Origin of the sequence: Salmonella sp. SA14318 (genome assembly GCF_029866905.1) — a bacterium.
Lineage (GTDB): Bacteria > Pseudomonadota > Gammaproteobacteria > Enterobacterales > Enterobacteriaceae > Salmonella > Salmonella enterica.
In genome coordinates this window covers 307,476-323,205 of record NZ_CP123282.1, presented here as the reverse complement: position 1 = coordinate 323,205, position 15,730 = coordinate 307,476, and the positions used below count along the sequence as shown (strand labels likewise).

The 15,730-nt window shown below is 54.5% G+C and carries 16 protein-coding genes and 1 pseudogene; 2 read left to right on the top strand and 15 right to left on the bottom strand.

Going from position 1 to position 15,730, the window contains the following annotated elements:
- Window positions 1-2: 2 nt before the first annotated feature.
- The 10 genes from ugpE to livK form a co-directional block, all read right to left on the bottom strand.
- The gene (gene ugpE / locus QEN32_RS01495; protein WP_000572196.1) at window positions 3-848 is read right to left on the bottom strand and encodes a sn-glycerol-3-phosphate ABC transporter permease UgpE; all 846 of its coding nucleotides are present in this window, start codon (window positions 846-848) and stop codon (window positions 3-5) included.
- Entirely contained in the window at window positions 845-1,732 is an 888-nt protein-coding gene (gene ugpA, locus QEN32_RS01490; protein ID WP_000094074.1) for a sn-glycerol-3-phosphate ABC transporter permease UgpA, read from the bottom strand. Before ugpA ends, ugpE begins: the two co-directional genes overlap by 4 nt.
- Window positions 1,733-1,836: 104 nt before the next feature.
- Entirely contained in the window at window positions 1,837-3,153 is a 1,317-nt protein-coding gene (gene ugpB, locus QEN32_RS01485) for a sn-glycerol-3-phosphate ABC transporter substrate-binding protein UgpB (RefSeq protein ID WP_000624749.1), read from the bottom strand.
- Between the two features lie 258 nt (window positions 3,154-3,411).
- On the bottom strand, window positions 3,412-3,780 hold the full coding sequence (locus tag QEN32_RS01480; protein ID WP_000174963.1) for a type II toxin-antitoxin system death-on-curing family toxin: 369 nt from the start codon (window positions 3,778-3,780) through the stop codon (window positions 3,412-3,414).
- Window positions 3,777-3,998 carry a type II toxin-antitoxin system Phd/YefM family antitoxin gene (locus tag QEN32_RS01475; protein ID WP_165901231.1) on the bottom strand — a complete coding sequence of 74 codons (222 nt, stop codon included), beginning with the start codon at window positions 3,996-3,998 and terminating at the stop codon, window positions 3,777-3,779. Before QEN32_RS01475 ends, QEN32_RS01480 begins: the two co-directional genes overlap by 4 nt.
- 131 nt (window positions 3,999-4,129) lie before the next feature.
- Window positions 4,130-4,843, bottom strand: coding sequence for a high-affinity branched-chain amino acid ABC transporter ATP-binding protein LivF (gene livF, locus QEN32_RS01470; protein ID WP_080202932.1), 714 nt, complete (start codon window positions 4,841-4,843; stop codon window positions 4,130-4,132).
- Window position 4,844: 1 nt separating this feature from the next.
- Window positions 4,845-5,612: a high-affinity branched-chain amino acid ABC transporter ATP-binding protein LivG gene (livG, locus tag QEN32_RS01465; protein ID WP_000082083.1), complete on the bottom strand. Its 768-nt coding sequence runs from the start codon at window positions 5,610-5,612 to the stop codon at window positions 4,845-4,847.
- Window positions 5,609-6,886 (bottom strand): branched chain amino acid ABC transporter permease LivM, encoded by a 1,278-nt coding sequence (gene livM, locus QEN32_RS01460; RefSeq protein ID WP_000803764.1) that lies wholly within the window; start codon window positions 6,884-6,886, stop codon window positions 5,609-5,611. The genes livG and livM overlap by 4 nt, the downstream gene beginning before the upstream one ends.
- The gene (gene livH, locus QEN32_RS01455) at window positions 6,883-7,809 is read right to left on the bottom strand and encodes a high-affinity branched-chain amino acid ABC transporter permease LivH (protein WP_000003005.1); all 927 of its coding nucleotides are present in this window, start codon (window positions 7,807-7,809) and stop codon (window positions 6,883-6,885) included. The genes livM and livH overlap by 4 nt, the downstream gene beginning before the upstream one ends.
- A gap of 59 nt (window positions 7,810-7,868) precedes the next feature.
- Window positions 7,869-8,978: a high-affinity branched-chain amino acid ABC transporter substrate-binding protein LivK gene (livK, locus tag QEN32_RS01450; protein WP_000822976.1), complete on the bottom strand. Its 1,110-nt coding sequence runs from the start codon at window positions 8,976-8,978 to the stop codon at window positions 7,869-7,871.
- Window positions 8,979-9,399: 421 nt separating this feature from the next.
- Between livK and panM the strand changes: the two genes are divergently transcribed.
- Both panM and QEN32_RS01440 read left to right on the top strand, forming a co-directional pair.
- A complete protein-coding gene (panM, locus tag QEN32_RS01445) occupies window positions 9,400-9,783 on the top strand; it encodes an aspartate 1-decarboxylase autocleavage activator PanM (protein WP_000778873.1) in 384 nt (127 codons plus the stop codon).
- Window positions 9,761-9,837 (top strand): annotated as a pseudogene (locus QEN32_RS01440) (hypothetical protein); the annotation flags it as partial. The gene panM and the pseudogene QEN32_RS01440, both read left to right, overlap by 23 nt.
- Window positions 9,838-9,905: 68 nt before the next feature.
- Here QEN32_RS01440 and livJ read toward each other — a convergent pair.
- The 5 genes from livJ to ftsY all read right to left on the bottom strand — a co-directional run bounded on the left by livJ (window position 9,906) and on the right by ftsY (window position 15,625).
- Window positions 9,906-11,009, bottom strand: coding sequence for a branched chain amino acid ABC transporter substrate-binding protein LivJ (gene livJ / locus QEN32_RS01435; protein ID WP_265322204.1), 1,104 nt, complete (start codon window positions 11,007-11,009; stop codon window positions 9,906-9,908).
- A gap of 321 nt (window positions 11,010-11,330) precedes the next feature.
- Entirely contained in the window at window positions 11,331-12,185 is an 855-nt protein-coding gene (rpoH, locus tag QEN32_RS01430; RefSeq protein WP_000159621.1) for an RNA polymerase sigma factor RpoH, read from the bottom strand.
- A 245-nt stretch (window positions 12,186-12,430) separates the two neighbouring features.
- On the bottom strand, window positions 12,431-13,486 hold the full coding sequence (gene ftsX, locus QEN32_RS01425) for a permease-like cell division protein FtsX (RefSeq protein WP_001081707.1): 1,056 nt from the start codon (window positions 13,484-13,486) through the stop codon (window positions 12,431-12,433).
- Window positions 13,479-14,147: a cell division ATP-binding protein FtsE gene (gene ftsE, locus QEN32_RS01420; RefSeq protein WP_000617729.1), complete on the bottom strand. Its 669-nt coding sequence runs from the start codon at window positions 14,145-14,147 to the stop codon at window positions 13,479-13,481. The genes ftsX and ftsE overlap by 8 nt, the downstream gene beginning before the upstream one ends.
- A gap of 2 nt (window positions 14,148-14,149) precedes the next feature.
- Window positions 14,150-15,625 carry a signal recognition particle-docking protein FtsY gene (gene ftsY / locus QEN32_RS01415; protein ID WP_021294130.1) on the bottom strand — a complete coding sequence of 492 codons (1,476 nt, stop codon included), beginning with the start codon at window positions 15,623-15,625 and terminating at the stop codon, window positions 14,150-14,152.
- Between the last annotated feature and the right edge of the window lie 105 nt (window positions 15,626-15,730).

Sequence of the window (15,730 nt, the reverse complement as noted above, 5' to 3'; positions counted from 1 at the left end):
TTTTATTTCTCACTGTCCACTAAACCACGCACAAACGCCCGTTGCATGGCTAACACAATTACGACCGGAGGGATAAGGGTGAGCAGCATTGCCGCCATCACCTGGTTCCATTGCGTGGTACCTTCGCCGGTGGCGATCATCCCTTTGATACCCGCTACGGCAGTGCCAAGATTCACGTCGGTGATAATCAACAGCGGCCACAGATACTGGTTCCAGCCGTAGATAAAGGTGATGACGAATAACGCCGCCAGGTTGGTTTTTGACAGCGGCAACACGATGTCGCGGAAAAAGCGCATCGGCGACGCGCCGTCAATACGGGCCGCCTCCACCAGTTCATCCGGAAGCGTCATGAAGAACTGACGAAACAGGAAAGTGGCGGTAGCGGACGCCATCAGCGGTAGCGTCAGACCAGCATAGCTGTCGAGCATTTTCAGGTTGGCGATCACTTCCACCGTCGGGAAGATACGCACTTCAACCGGCAGCATCAGGGTGATAAAAATCATCCAGAAGAACAGGTTACGCAGGGGAAAACGAAACCAGACGATGGCGAATGCGGAAAGCATAGATACCGTGATTTTGCCTACCGTAATGCTGAACGCCATAATGAAACTGTTAAGCATCATCAGCCAGAATGGCGCGCTATTAACACCGACGCCGTTGACCCAAATAGTTTTGATATTCTCCAGTAACTGCGTGCCGGGAAGCAGCGTCATCGGCGTCTCAAACACCGCACGGTCGTCCAGCGTCGCCGCGACAAACGCGACATACAGCGGAAACAAAATGACCGCGATCCCCAGAATCAGCATGGTATGGCTGAATATTGTCAGCCCGCGACGATTCTCTATCATTGGTAACGCACCTTACTTTCCACATAGCGGAACTGCACCACCGTCAGAATGATGACGAGGAACATCAACACCACCGACTGCGCGGCGGACGCCGAGAGATCCAGGCCGGTAAACCCTTCGCGATAGATCTTATAAATCAGCGTCGTGGTAGCTTGTACCGGCCCGCCGGCGGTCGCGGCGTCGATCACCGGGAAGGTGTCGAAAAAGGCATACACCAGGTTGACCACCAGCAGGAAGAAACTGACCGGCGCAATAAGCGGCAAAGAAAGCCGGAAGAAACGACGAATCGGCCCGGCGCCGTCAATGGCCGCCGCTTCCACCAGCGAGCGGGGAATGGATTGCAGCGCGGCAAAGAAGAATAAAAAGTTGTAACTAATCTGCTTCCAGACTGACGCAAATACCACCAGGAACATCGCCTGACCGCTGTTTTGCGCGTGGTTCCAGTCATAGCCGAATTCGCCGAGGAAATGGGTGATTAATCCCCGCCCCGGGTTAAACAGGAAAATCCACAATACGGCGGCGACGGCGGGCGCGACGGCATAAGGCAGCAGCATCAGCGTCTGATAAAAACGGCTGCCGCGCACCACGTAATCCACCAGGGCGGCGAAAAACAGCGAGACCAGCAGGCCGCTAAACGTGACCAGCGCGCTGAATTTAATCGTCGTCCAGAAGGCGTCGAGATAATAACTGTCGTGAAAAAGCGCGACAAAATTCTCCAGCCCGACAAATTGGCTGGAAAAACCAAACGGATCGACGCTTTGCAGCGAATACCACAGCGCTTCGCCCGCAGGCCAGATAAAGAAAATAACGGTGATAACCAACTGCGGGGCAACCAGTAAATACGGCAGCCAGCGCGAGCGGAACACCGGACGGAATGATGACATGAAGGTTCTTTTCCTGGAAGGTGCCGGATGGCGGTGCAAGCACCTTATCCGGCCTACAAACGCTGTAGGCCTGATAAGCGCAGCGCCACCAGGCACTTATACACTTAAGATTTGCTCGCTTTCTCAAAACGACGCAGCAACTGATTCCCGCGCTCCACTGCGGTATCCAACGCCTGTTGTGGGGTTTTCTTCCCGGTCCAGACGCTTTCCAGCTCTTCGTCCACGATGGTACGAATCTGCGGCATATTGCCCAGACGCAAGCCTTTGGTGAAGGGTAACGGCGGCTTATTCAACATCTGGCGAGTGGCGATATCCGCACCGGGGTTTTTATCGTAATAACCCTGCTCGCGGGTCAGCTCGTAGGCGGCGGTGGTAATCGGCAGGTAGCCGGTTTTTTGATGCCATTCAGCAGCGTTTTCCGGCTTTGCCAGGAAGTCGAGGAATTTGGCGACGCCGGTATAGGTTTCTTTATCTTTACCCTGCATGACCCATAGGCTGGCTCCGCCGATAATGGCGTTTTGCGGCGCGCCCTTGATATCAGCGTCGTACGGCATCATACCCACGCCATAGTTAAATTTGGCATACTGGCGGATATTGGCGAGCGAACCGGAGGACGCGGTTGTCATCGCGCAGTCACCGTTATAAAACTTCTCGGTAGACTCGTCCTTACGCCCAACATAGCTAAAATCGCCTTTCTTATTCATCTCTTCCAGCAGCGCGATATGTTTCACCTGCTCTGGCTTATTAAATTCCAGCACCGCATCTGTACCGTCAAAGCCATTGTTTTTACTGGCGAAGGGGAGACCGTTCCAGGCGCTGAAGTTTTCCAGTTGGATCCAACCTTGCCAGCCGCTGGCGTAACCGCATTTCATGCCTGCCGCTCTCAGTTTCGCGGTATAGTCAGCCAGCTCCTGCCAGGTTTTCGGCGGCTGTTCCGGATCTAAACCGGCTTTCTTAAAGGCGTCTTTGTTGTAGTACAGTACCGGCGTGGAGCTGTTAAAGGGCTGGGAGAGCAGATGCCCGCTTTTAGCATCGGTGTAGTAGCCTGCAACGGTTGGTACAAACTGGGACTCGTCAAAGTTAATACCGGCGTCTTTAAACACTTCATAAACCGGCTTAATGGCTTTCGAGGCCATCATGGTCGCCGTCCCAACCTCATAAACCTGCAATATTGCCGGCGCGTTGCCGGTACGGAATGCCGCGATCCCGGCGCTCAGGTTCTGTTCATAGTTCCCCTTATAGACCGGAACGATTTTGTAATCCGGATTGGCCTGGTTGAAACGTTGCGCCAGTGAATCAACTTCTTTGCCTAACTCCCCTTCCATTGAATGCCAGAATGGAATAGTGGTGACGGCCAACGCCTGACCCGTAAATGCCAGACTCAGCGCCAGTCCTAAAGCTGTATGTCGTAACGATATCATCGGTTATCTCTCTTTTTGTGCCGGGATGCGCGATATCACGCGTTTTATGTTCGCGGGGGTAACATGACATGCTCGAATGACAGAAAAATAACTTTTTTATTACAAAAAAAAGATAGTAAGGCGACAGAGAGATGGCAAGGCAGTGAAAGCGCCGGAAAAGAAAAGTGGGAGCTACGGCACGAATAGGTACGACGTTATTCTCGGGGGTGGCGCACACGCCGTAACCCAACCAGACGGAGCGTCGCCGGGATTAACGTCTCAGGCACGTAAGCGAACGGCAATTTGCTCCAGCGTAAGCCGCCCTGCCGCCGCATCGACTGTCATATCGACAAAATCCGGATTCGCAGCGAGTGAGATCCCGTTACGCTTTAAAAATAGCAGCGTAATAAATAAGGCGGTACGTTTGTTACCATCATTGAAGATATGCCCACGGGATATAGCGAGCAAATGCATTGCCGCCAGCAGCCACACGTCGGTCACCCCTTCATATTCGATTTGATTGAGTACCCGGTACATTAGCGCTTCCGCGCGCCCAGGATCAGGCATGCCTGTTACACCAGGCGTAACGCGGAGAAGCCTGTCGTGAAACTGAATTATCTCTTCCGCTGAGATAAGTTGTAGGGTCATTTATCCGCCAGATCCCTGAGCTCATTGCCATGAACCGCCATAATGGCAGCAAACTCATCATCCATTCGCGCCGTCTGATAACGCTCAAACTCCTCGGCGCTGATGATCACTGCGGACTTATGCCCACGACGCGTGATGGTGACAGGGCCCCCCGTCACCGCGCTTTCCAGGACTTCGGCCAGATTTTGCCGCGCTTCGCTATAGTTAACCGTACGCATAAACACCTCCCCAGTTGTACATGTTTATTGTACAACAAACATGTACAAAAAAAGAGCCATCAGGCTCTTTTGAAAAATTTTACCGCTTGCCGTTACCGGGGGCGGCGCACGCGCTTCCCCCCTGGCACAGTCTAACCGCCCAGATAGGCGCTGCGCACCGCTTCGTTCGCCAGCAGCGCATCACCGGTATCGGATAGCACCACGTGGCCGTTTTCCAGCACATAACCGCGGTCGGCGAGCTTCAGCGCCTGGTTGGCGTTCTGCTCGACAAGGAAGATGGTCATACCCTGCTCGCGCAACTGCTCAATGGTGTCGAAGATCTGCTGGATGATGATCGGCGCCAGCCCCAGCGACGGTTCATCCAGCAGCAATAGCCTCGGCTGGCTCATCAGCGCGCGGCCAATCGCCAGCATCTGCTGTTCACCGCCGGACATGGTGCCCGCTCGCTGGATACGGCGTTCATGCAGGCGCGGAAACAGCTCGTACACCCATTTGATACGCTCCTGAAACCGATCGCGCTCGGCAAAAAAACCGCCCATCGCCAGATTCTCTTCCACCGTCATCCGCGAGAAGACGCGCCGCCCTTCCGGCACTATCGCCACCGCTTCACGCATGATTTTCGCCGTCTGCCAGTCGGTAATGTCTTTATCATCAAAGACAATCCGCCCGCTGGTAGCGCGCGGGTCGCCGCACAGCGTGCCAAGCAGCGTGGTTTTACCCGCGCCGTTCGCCCCGATGAGCGTCACGATTTCACCCTGATTAATGTGCAGACTGACCTCGTGCAGCGCCTGAATCTTGCCGTAGTGGGCGCTGACTTTGTCGAATGATAACATCACTTTATCCATATTATGCCTCACCCAGATACGCGCGGATAACATCCGGGTTGTTGCGGATCTCTTCCGGCGTGCCGTTAGCCAACGGCGTGCCCTGGTTCACCACGTAGATACGGTCGGAAATGCCCATCACCAGCTTCATATCGTGCTCAATCAGAAGAATGGTGGTGTTGTGATGATTACGCAGTTCGGCAATCAGCTCGTCCAGCTCTTTGGTCTCTTTCGGGTTGAGGCCGGCGGCCGGTTCGTCGAGCATCAGGATTTCCGGCTGGGTCACCATGCAGCGGGCAATCTCCAGCCGGCGCTGGTCGCCGTAGGCCAGATTACTGGCCTGGCGGTTGGCATGTTCCAGCAGGCCAATGCGCTCAAGCCAGGTCGCCGCGCGGTCCAGCGCTTCGCTTTGCGCGCGGCGGAAAGCGGGCGTTTTCAACAGGCCGGAAAAGAGGCCCGTTTTCAGTTGCTGGTGCTGCGCCACCAGCAGGTTTTCAATCACCGTCATTTCGCGAAACAGGCGAACATGCTGGAAAGTACGTACCACGCCCATGCGGGCGATCTGCTGGCCCGGCAATCCTTCCAGATGCCGCTCGCGCAACGTGATCGTACCGCCTGTCGGCTTATAAAAACCGGTCAGGCAGTTAAACACCGTCGTTTTACCCGCGCCGTTAGGGCCAATCAGCGACACAATTTCCCGCTCACGCAATTCCAGCGATACATTGTTGACCGCCAGCAAACCGCCAAAGCGCATCATCAGGCCGTTAACCGCTAATAATGGCTGACTCATGCCTGCTCTCCTTTCGCCTGACCACTTTTCAGCTTCAACTGCGGACGCGTCATCGGCAGCAATCCCTGCGGGCGCCAGATCATCATCAACACCATCAAACCGCCGAGCATCAACATGCTGTATTCGTTGAAATCGCGCATCAACTCGCGCGACACCACCAGCAGAACCGCCGCCAGGATCACCGCAAACTGCGAGCCCATTCCGCCCAGCACCACAATCGCCAGCACGAAGGCGGATTCGGCGAAGGTGAAGGATTCCGGGCTGACAAAGCCCTGGCGGGCGGCAAACAACGTCCCGGCGAAACCGGCAAACGCGGCGCTGATAGTAAAAGCGGTCAGCTTGATGCGCGTCGGGCTTAAACCTAATGAGCGACAGGCGATCTCATCTTCACGCAACGCTTCCCACGCCCGGCCCAGCGGCATACGCAGCAGGCGGTTAATGACAAACAGCGACAGGACCACCAGCAACAGGGCCACCAGATAGAGGAAAATGACCCGGTCGGATGGGTCGTACTTCACGCCAAAGAAATTGCTGAAGGTATCCCAGCCGCCTTCGCGGGTGTTGCGGCTAAACTCCAGACCAAACAGCGTCGGTTTGGGGATCTGACTGATGCCGTTCGGGCCGCCGGTAATTTCAGTGTTGTTGAGCAGCAGGATACGGACGATTTCGCCGAAGCCGAGCGTCACAATCGCCAGATAGTCGCCGCGCAGACGCAGTACCGGGAAGCCGAGCAGGAAACCAGCGGCGGCGGAGACCAGTCCCGCCAGCGGCAGGCAGGTCCAGAAACCCAAACCGTAATAGTGGTTGAGCAGCGCAAAGGTATAAGCGCCGATGGCGTAAAAGCCGCCGTAGCCCAATACCAGCAGGCCGGACAGCCCCACCACCACGTTCAGCCCCAGACCGAGGATGATATAAATCATGGTCATAGTGGCGATATCGACGCTACCGCGCGACACCATAAACGGCCACGCCACGGCGATAACCAGCAGCGCCATCAGAAACAGCTTTTGCTTAACGGTAGAGCCATCGATCGCCGGCAGAATAAACTTCGGTCCGGAGACGTGCTTCACCGCTTTCTGGAACATCGGACGCAGCAACTGAAAGAAAAAAACCACTGCCGTACCGATAAAGATCCACTGCCAGCGAATGTCGGCGGCGGTATCCACTACCAGTTTGGTGCCGTCCAGCTCCAGTTGTACGCCCATGAAGACGCCAGCCAGAACGAAGAACATCGCCGCAGAGAATAGCGCCATCGCAATATGCATCGGTTTCATACTTTCTCTACCTCCGGACGCCCCAGGATACCGGTCGGCATCACCAGCAGTACCAGAATCAGCAGAGCGAACGACACGACATCTTTATATTCGGTACTTAAATATGCAGACGAGAGCGCTTCGGCAACGCCCAAAATCAGACCGCCGATCATCGCGCCCGGAATGCTGCCAATCCCGCCCAGCACCGCCGCGGTGAACGCTTTCATCCCGGCCATAAAACCGATGTAGGGGTTAATCACGCCATAGAACTGGCCGAGCAGCACGCCCGCCACCGCCGCCATTGCCGCGCCGATAACAAACGTTAGCGCAATGACGCGGTCGGTATTAATGCCGAGCAGGCTGGCCATTTTCAGATCCTCCGCGCAGGCGCGGCAGGCGCGGCCCATCCGGGAGTAGCGAATGAAAATGGTGAGCGCCAGCATAGCCAGAAAGGTGACTATCCAGATAACCGCCTGCATGGTGGTGATGGACGCGGCAAAGTTTTCGCTGCTGCCCACAATCCACTGGCCGTTAAACAGGCTGGGTAACGCCACGTCGCGCGAACCTTCCGTCAGGCTGACGTAGTTTTGCAGAAAGATGGACATCCCGATGGCGGAAATCAGGGCGATCAGGCGCTTGGAATTGCGCACAGGCCGGTAAGCGACTCGCTCGATACTCCAGCCGTAGGCGCTGGCAATAATAATCGCGCCGATAAATCCGGCGGCCACCAGGAGCCAACTGGTGTCTATTCCCATCATCATTAGCGCGGCGATGATCATAAAAGAGACGTAGCTGCCGATCATATACACCTCGCCATGAGCGAAGTTGATCATGCCGATAATGCCGTACACCATCGTATAACCGATAGCAATCAGCGCGTAGGTGCTCCCCAGCGTGACGCCGTTAAACATCTGCTGCAAGAAATAGAGAAACTGCTCGGACATAAGGTAACCTTTTTTAACCCGCCCGGCGTGCGGGCGGTGGGATAACTTATCTTCTGGCATTACTTCGCGACGGTTGACGAGCCGTCGGCGTGCCACTGGAAGACGCCAAATTCAAATCCCTTAAGATCGCCTTTTTCATCCCATTTCAGCGGCCCAATAACGGTATCAGCCCCGTTCGCTTTAAGATCTTTCACCAGATCCAGCGGAGCATGGCTGGCGCTACGCGTCATTGCGGTCGCCAGCGACTGGACGGCGGCGTAGGTGATCCAGACATACGGACCGCTGGGATCTTTCTTGTCGGCTTTCAGCGCCTCGACAATCGCTTTATTCGCCGGGTCCTGGTCATAACGTTTTGGCATCGTCACCAACATGCCTTCCGCCGCACCGCCCGCAATATTGGACAGCGACGCGTTACCCACGCCTTCCGGCCCCATAAATTGCGTTTTCAGGCCATTAGCCCGCGCCTGGCGCAGCATCTGCCCCATTTCCGGGTAGTAGCCGCCGTAATACACAAAGTCGATATTCTCTTTTTGCAAGCGAGCAATCAGGGCGGAGAAATCTTTTTCACCGGCGGTAATACCATCAAAAAAGACAATATTGGCATTGCCCTGCTTCAGGCCATCCTGCACGGAGCGCGCCAGTCCTTCGCCGTATTGCTGTTTATCGTGAATGATAGCGATGCGCTGCGGTTTCACCGTTTCCAGGATGTATTTTGCGGCCGTTGGCCCCTGGGAGGAGTCCAGGCCGGCGGTACGCATAATGTACTGATAGCCGCGCTGGGTCAGCTCCGGGTTAGTCGCCCCCGGGGAGATCATCAGAATACCTTCATCTTCATAGATATCGGATGCTGGCTGAGTAGAAGAAGAACACAAGTGACCAATAACGTACTGAATACCGTCGTTAACGATTTTGTTGGCCACCGCCACCGCCTGTTTTGGATCGCAGGCATCATCGTACTCTACGCCGACCAGCTTATCGCCTTTAATACCGCCTTTAGCGTTGATGTCTTTAATGGCCTGACGCGCGCCGTTAAATTCCATATCGCCCCATTGCGCTACCGGGCCGGACATCGCCCCGACTATGGCGACTTTAATATCATCTGCCATTGCCCCCTGCGAGACTGCTAATGCAACAATCCCTGCGATTATCGTTTTCGCTTTCCGTTTCATGTGCCTGTATCCCCATTCGTGATGTTATATGTTTTGTTTTTTGCTGGTTAAAAAGCAGACTGTACTTTTTATAAATGGTGCGCTTTTTACTGACTCATTAATGAGTTAGCGCAGCATTTAAAGCATAATAAGATTAAAATCTCTATTTTTCAGTCTATTAAGAAAAGATAATATTCTGCTTTTCGCTATAGATAAACAAAAAAAAGCACGCTTGTCAGCATAAAATAACGGCATATTAAGCGGAATAATTCACTAGCATTCAGGGAATTATGCTGCCTGTTTTCCATTCTCTAATGCTTCAAACTGTAATTATCGTTGTTAAAAAATTAATAACCTGGTAAATGACACAAAAAAGAGAAAGCATCTGGCCTGCCTGTTTCGGTACACTGATCGCATCTTTTGAAATCGGGACAAGCCGTCGATGAAGCTGACCATTCTTCGTTTAGAACACTTTAGCGCTCAGGATCAGATCGATCTGGGCAAAATCTGGCCGGAATATTCCGCCTCCTCATTAAGCGTAGATGAAACGCACCGGATTTATGCCGCGCGGTTTAACGAGCGTTTGTTGGGCGCCGTAAGAGTGACGCTGAGCGGAACGCAGGGCGCGCTGGATTCCTTACGCGTGCGTGAAATCACCCGTCGTCGCGGCGTCGGACAATACCTGGTAGAAGAAGTCATCCGCGATAATCCCAACGTCTCGTCGTGGTGGATGGCAGATGTCGGTGTTGAAGACCGTAGCGTGATGGCCGCGTTTATGCAGGCGTTAGGCTTTACCGCCCAGCATGACGGCTGGGAGAAGCGCTAAAAGAAAGCCGGATGGCGCTGACGCTTATCCGGCCTACATGCCGGGAGCAAAAAATAAAAAACCACCTCGCAATTTTCCAGGTATGTAGGCCGGGTAAGGCGAAGCCGCCACCCGGCACTCAATTACTTCGCGTCGGTCGCCGTACCATTCGCATGCCAGTCAAACACGCCGAACTCAAATCCTTTCAGATCGCCCTTCTCATCCCACGACAGCGGTCCCATTACGGTGTCGACCGTGGCGCCTTTCAGGTATTTGGCGATTTCCGCCGGATCGTCAGACTGGTTCAGGCCCGCCTGCAACGATTGCAGCGCGGCGTAGGTGGTCCACACGAATGCGCCGCTAGGATCTTGTTTCTTGGCTTTGATGGCATCCACAATCGGTTTGTTCGCTGGCACCTGATCGTAGTTCTTCGGTTTGGTGACCAGTAAGCCTTCCGCCGACTCTCCGGCGATGTTAGACAGCGACACGTTCGCCACCCCTTCCGGCCCCATAAACTGGGTTTTCAGCCCTGCGGCGCGTGACTGGCGCAGGATCTGCCCCATTTCCGGGTGATAACCGCCGTAGTAGACAAAGTCGATATTCTCTTTCTTCAGGCGCGCTACCAGAGTGGAGAAATCTTTTTCGCCGGCGGTGATACCGTCAAAGAATACGACATTAACGCTGCCTTTCTTCAGACCGTCCTGCACCGCGCGCGCCAGCCCTTCGCCGTACTGCTGCTTATCGTGGATAATCGCGATGCGCTGCGGTTTTACCTTCTCCAGAATATACTTTGCCGCCGTTGGCCCCTGGTCAGAGTCCAGGCCGGTCGTGCGCAAAATCAGGTTATAGCCGCGTGCGGTCAGCTCCGGCGCGGTCGCCGCCGGGGTTATCATCAGGATACCTTCGTCTTCGTAGATATCAGACGCTGGCTGTGTGGAAGAGGAGCATAAGTGACCGATAACATACTTGATGCCGTCGTTCACCACTTTGTTAGCGACAGCTACCGCCTGTTTCGGGTCACAGGCGTCGTCATATTTCACCGCGACGAGCTTATCGCCTTTAATACCGCCTTTCGCATTGATATCGGCAATTGCCTGTTCCGCACCGGTAAACTCCTGATCGCCATACTGCGCTACCGGACCGGACATCGCGCCGACAACCGCGACTTTAATGTCCTCTGCGAATGCCATATGGCTTAATGACAGGGCGATACATCCTGCCAATAACGTTTTACCCTTCATATTCATCCTGATAATCCCCATTATTCTGGTTGTTACGTGTGTTGTGGCGTTATTGTTCAGCACTTTATTTCGATTATTGGCTAGCTACCCGTGCTTTAGCAGCATACTCTGCTAAAACATACCCGATTTTTATTATTTTGGAATAGCTAAATTTACATTCAGATAACAGATTTGTGTCGGTGGGGGAGAGGAAGGGCCCGTAGGCCCGATAAGCGAAGCGCCATCGGGCAAACGTGTTGCCGGATGGCAGCGTAAACGCCTTATCCGGCCTACAAAAAACAAAACCCCCGAATTCACATTCGAGGGTTCATTGGCAATTCGCGAAGATTACGCTTCGATCGCAGCGCGAAGCTTTTTCATGGCGTTCTTTTCAAGCTGGCGCACACGCTCAGCGGAGACGCCGTAACGATCGGCCAGCTCCTGCAACGTAGACTTATTGTCTTCGTCCAGCCAGCGAGCGCGGATAATATCCTGGCTACGCTCGTCGAGCCCCTGCATCGCGTCGGTCAGTCGGTTAGCGGCCTGCTCTTCCCAGTTATCGTCTTCAATGCCGTCGGCAAAGTTAGACGATTTATCCTGCAGATACAGCACCGGCGCCATTGGCTGGCTGTCGGACTCATCGTCCGAAGACATGTCAAACGTCATGTCCTGCGCCGCCATACGCGACTCCATCTCACGCACGTCTTTACTGGAAACACCCAGTTCGCGCGCCACCATTTCAACCTCATCCTGATTAAACCAGCCCAGACGCTGCTTGGTTTTACGCAGATTAAAGAACAGCTTACGCTGCGCTTTCGTGGTTGCGACTTTAACGATACGCCAGTTACGCAGCACGTATTCGTGAATTTCTGCTTTAATCCAGTGTACGGCGAAAGAAACCAGGCGCACGCCTACTTCCGGGTTAAAACGACGTACGGCTTTCATCAGGCCGATGTTGCCTTCCTGGATCAAATCCGCCTGCGGCAGACCATAGCCCGCATAGTTACGAGCAATATGAACAACAAAGCGCAGGTGAGACAGGATCAGCGTTTTAGCTGCTTCCAGATCGCCCTGGTAATGCAGCCTTTCAGCCAATGCCCGCTCCTCGTCAGCCGATAACATCGGCCACGCGTTCGCCGCCCGGATATAAGATTCCAGGTTGCCAACAGGGGCTAAAGCTAAATTTTGCATTTCTTTGGTCATTCAAATCCTCTCAATCAGTATTGCCTGGCACCGTCGGCGAGCAACAACCGTGCCAAAGCCGATGAGCAACGAGAATATCACCCACTCTTTTATCAGACAGTGATTTTATCCACAAGTTCAATGTAACACTGTGCATAATTTGCACAAATCTTGTGACATAAAGATGACGCGCGGGGAAGAGACAACAGGGACTCTTTCCCTGCGAACGGAAGCCCATTGCAGGGAAAGATTATACCACGATTTTATCAATCGGGAGTAAAGTGACGTAAATGTTGCACCGTGGCCAGCCAGGCGGCGATCCAGCCAATCATGGAACAGACCAGCAGCAGCAACAGGCACTCATCGAACGATAAACCGTTGAGATCAAACTTCGTGCCGAAGACCTGCGCCACTTCAGTCACCGCCGATGATAAACGCATCACCAAAATTTCAGACAATATCAGTGAAAGAAACGCGCCGGAAAAACCGAGCAACGCGCCGCCGTAGAGGAACGGACGCAGGATAAAGCCATCGGTCGCGCCAATCAGCTTTTGCACGTTAATGGTGTCGCGACGGGCAAAAATGCTCAGGCGCACGCTGTTGCCGATAACGAGGAAGACCGCCGCGACCATCAGCACGCCGATCATCGCCGACACGCGGCCCACCAGCCCGGTGAGCGCCGCCAGGCGCGCAAACCAGCTATCATCCATGCGGACCTCGTCAATGCCGTTAATCTGCGAGATACGGTCGCGCAGCGTATTAAGCGAGGCGGTACTCTGGAAGTCCAGCTTGGGGATCACCACCGCCACCGCCGGCAGCGGGTTCTCTTCCAGCATGTCCAGCGCGCCGCCAAAACCCGACCAGTTGCGGAATTCTCCCAGCGCGTCCTCACGGGACAGGTAGTTGACCTTCTCAACGCCCTGCTCGGCCTGAAGCTGCCCAACAACCCGTGCCGCCGCGTCATCATCCAGCGTTTTTTGCAGATAAACGGTGATCTGCGGCGACGGATAATACTGAGTCGCCGCCTGGTTGACGTTCTTATAGACCATGTAACAGACGCTGGGCAGCGTCAGGGAGATGGCGATCACCATCACCGTCAGAAACGTCGCCAGCGGTTTGCTTTTCAGATCCTGCAGCGCGCCGTGCCAGGCATAGCGCACCTGTTCATTAAAGACATTTGTTTTACGTGAGTTCGGTTTCGGCGTCGGCTTCTGGCGTCCTGGCGCGTTGCGCCCGCCGCCTGTTCCGCCGCGAGACTTACGCAGTCGATCCAGCCGTCCGCCGAACTGCCTGATTTGGTTAATCGCGTCGCGCCTATTCATTGGCCAGGCCTCCATGCAGATGTCCATCGCTCAGGACGAGCTGCCTATAGGAACGACGGGAGATAAGTCCAATATCGTGCGTCGCCATCAGTACCGTCACCCCTACGCGGTTAAACTCTTCAAACAGACGTAAAATCCCTTCCGACAACGCGTCGTCCAGGTTCCCGGTCGGTTCATCCGCCAGCAATACCGCTGGCTTATTGACCACCGCGCGGGCGATGCCCACGCGCTGTTGTTCGCCTCCGGAGAGTTGAATCGGGAAGTTTCTCGCTTTGTCCAGTAGTCCAACCTTATCCAGCGCCGCCGACACACGACGACGGATATCATCGCCGCTGGCACCGGCAATGATTAACGGTATCGCCACATTGTCATAGACCGTGCGATCCATCAGCAGATGGTGATCCTGGAAAATCATCCCAATCTGGCGGCGCAAAAACGGCACTTCGCGGTTTTTCAGGCGCGTAATATCATGCCCGCTGAAGAAGATTTTGCCGGCGCTGGGCCGCTCAATCCCACAGATTAGCTTCAGCAGGGTACTTTTCCCCGCGCCGGAGTGGCCGGTCAGAAACGCCATCTCGCCTGGCCGCATATGGAATGTCACTCCCTGCAGCGCTTGTCTCCCGCCGAGATAGGCCTTGCTGACATGTTCAAAGCGAATCATTGTTAATCCTCTCGGGCAAAAAGTGCCTCAATAAAATCGTCCGCCTTAAACGGACGCAAATCCTCGATACGTTCGCCCACGCCAATGTAACGGATAGGAATGCCAAACTGGTCGGCTACCGAGAAAATCACCCCGCCTTTCGCCGTACCGTCCAGCTTGGTCAGGGTAATACCGGTTAAGCCTACCGCTTCATGGAACAGTTTGGCCTGGCTTACCGCGTTCTGTCCGGTGCTGGCGTCAATGGTCAGCATAACTTCATGTGGCGCTTCTTCGTCCAGCTTTTTCATGACACGAACGATTTTTTTCAGCTCTTCCATCAGGTGCGACTTGTTCTGCAGACGCCCTGCCGTATCGGCAATTAACACATCCACATTACGCGCCTTCGCGGCCTGGATAGCGTCAAAAATCACCGAGGCGGAGTCCGCGCCGGTATGCTGGGCGATAACCGGAATGTTGTTACGCTGTCCCCAGACCTGTAGCTGTTCGACCGCCGCCGCGCGGAAAGTATCCCCCGCCGCCAGCATCACTGATTTACCCTGCTGCTCAAACTGACGCGCCAGTTTACCGATAGTAGTGGTTTTACCCACGCCGTTCACGCCAACCATCAGAATAACAAAAGGCGTTTTACCTTCAATATTAAGCGGTTCGTCTACCTTCGCCAGAATCTCGCCCATCTCGTCTTTCAACAGACCATACAGCGCCTCGGCATCTTTAAGCTGTTTGCGGCTGGCGCCTTCCGTCAGATTAGCGATAATCTTACGCGTGGTTTCCACCCCGACATCAGCGATGAGCAACTGCTCTTCCAGCTCCTCGAACAAATCATCGTCGATTTTCTTGCCGCGGAACAGACTGATAAATCCGGAACCGAGATTTTCTTTGGTTTTCAGCAGACTGCGTTTCAGGCGGGCAAAGAAACCTTCTTTAGTCGGTTTTTCCTGCTCCTGAACGATCGCTTCCACCGGCGCGTCTTCTTCCGCCGGCGGAACAACCATCACCGCCTCTTCCGCCGCCTGAGCGGCCAGCGCCTGCGCTTCCAGCTCTTCGTCGGTGAATTTCGCCGCGTTTTCGCCCTCTTCTTCTACCGCGGCAATGACCTCTACGGTTTCCGCTTCGGCCTGCCACTCTTCCGGCGAGATAGCCTCGTCTTTGACCTCTTCCGGCAGCGGCAATTCCTCGCGTTCCACCGCGATCTGCGGCGCTGCCATCTCAATGGCCGCCGCGGGCTCCGGCTCTACCGGCTGCGGTTTTTCGCTCTCCTGAACTTTCTCAGTAACGTCCACCACCTCTTCCGCAAAGGCTTCGGTTTCTGCTTTGCTGTGCGCGGGCGTTTGCGCGTCTACGTCTGCCGCCGTTTCAACAGGGGGCTCAACCGGTCGTTGTTCCTCAACAATCTGCTGTTCTTCGGTCTGTTCCTGCTTCTGCTCTTTATCACCGAAGCCCAACCAGGAAAAGAAGCCACGTTTTTTCTGTTTTGCCATCTGCGACTACACCCCTCGCGGCGCTATATACATGGAAGCTAAAAAAATGATGAAATAGTCTATCACTTAACTTAATTCACATCACCGCCTGGAATAACTTGCAAC

Excerpts from the sequence above, each read along its gene's own strand:
- livH (WP_000003005.1), bottom strand. The coding sequence starts at position 7,809 with ATGTCCGAGCAGTTTCTCTATTTCTTGCAGCAGATGTTTAACGGCGTC.
- panM (WP_000778873.1), top strand. The coding sequence starts at position 9,400 with ATGAAGCTGACCATTCTTCGTTTAGAACACTTTAGCGCTCAGGATCAG.
- livG (WP_000082083.1), bottom strand. The coding sequence starts at position 5,612 with ATGAGTCAGCCATTATTAGCGGTTAACGGCCTGATGATGCGCTTTGGC.
- QEN32_RS01480 (WP_000174963.1), bottom strand. The coding sequence starts at position 3,780 with ATGACCCTACAACTTATCTCAGCGGAAGAGATAATTCAGTTTCACGAC.
- ftsX (WP_001081707.1), bottom strand. The coding sequence starts at position 13,486 with ATGAATAGGCGCGACGCGATTAACCAAATCAGGCAGTTCGGCGGACGG.
- livM (WP_000803764.1), bottom strand. The coding sequence starts at position 6,886 with ATGAAACCGATGCATATTGCGATGGCGCTATTCTCTGCGGCGATGTTC.
- livJ (WP_265322204.1), bottom strand. The coding sequence starts at position 11,009 with ATGAATATGAAGGGTAAAACGTTATTGGCAGGATGTATCGCCCTGTCA.
- ftsY (WP_021294130.1), bottom strand. The coding sequence starts at position 15,625 with ATGGCAAAACAGAAAAAACGTGGCTTCTTTTCCTGGTTGGGCTTCGGT.
- ugpE (WP_000572196.1), bottom strand. The coding sequence starts at position 848 with ATGATAGAGAATCGTCGCGGGCTGACAATATTCAGCCATACCATGCTG.
- rpoH (WP_000159621.1), bottom strand. The coding sequence starts at position 12,185 with ATGACCAAAGAAATGCAAAATTTAGCTTTAGCCCCTGTTGGCAACCTG.
- QEN32_RS01475 (WP_165901231.1), bottom strand. The coding sequence starts at position 3,998 with ATGCGTACGGTTAACTATAGCGAAGCGCGGCAAAATCTGGCCGAAGTC.
- livK (WP_000822976.1), bottom strand. The coding sequence starts at position 8,978 with ATGAAACGGAAAGCGAAAACGATAATCGCAGGGATTGTTGCATTAGCA.
- livF (WP_080202932.1), bottom strand. The coding sequence starts at position 4,843 with ATGGATAAAGTGATGTTATCATTCGACAAAGTCAGCGCCCACTACGGC.
- ugpB (WP_000624749.1), bottom strand. The coding sequence starts at position 3,153 with ATGATATCGTTACGACATACAGCTTTAGGACTGGCGCTGAGTCTGGCA.
- ugpA (WP_000094074.1), bottom strand. The coding sequence starts at position 1,732 with ATGTCATCATTCCGTCCGGTGTTCCGCTCGCGCTGGCTGCCGTATTTA.
- ftsE (WP_000617729.1), bottom strand. The coding sequence starts at position 14,147 with ATGATTCGCTTTGAACATGTCAGCAAGGCCTATCTCGGCGGGAGACAA.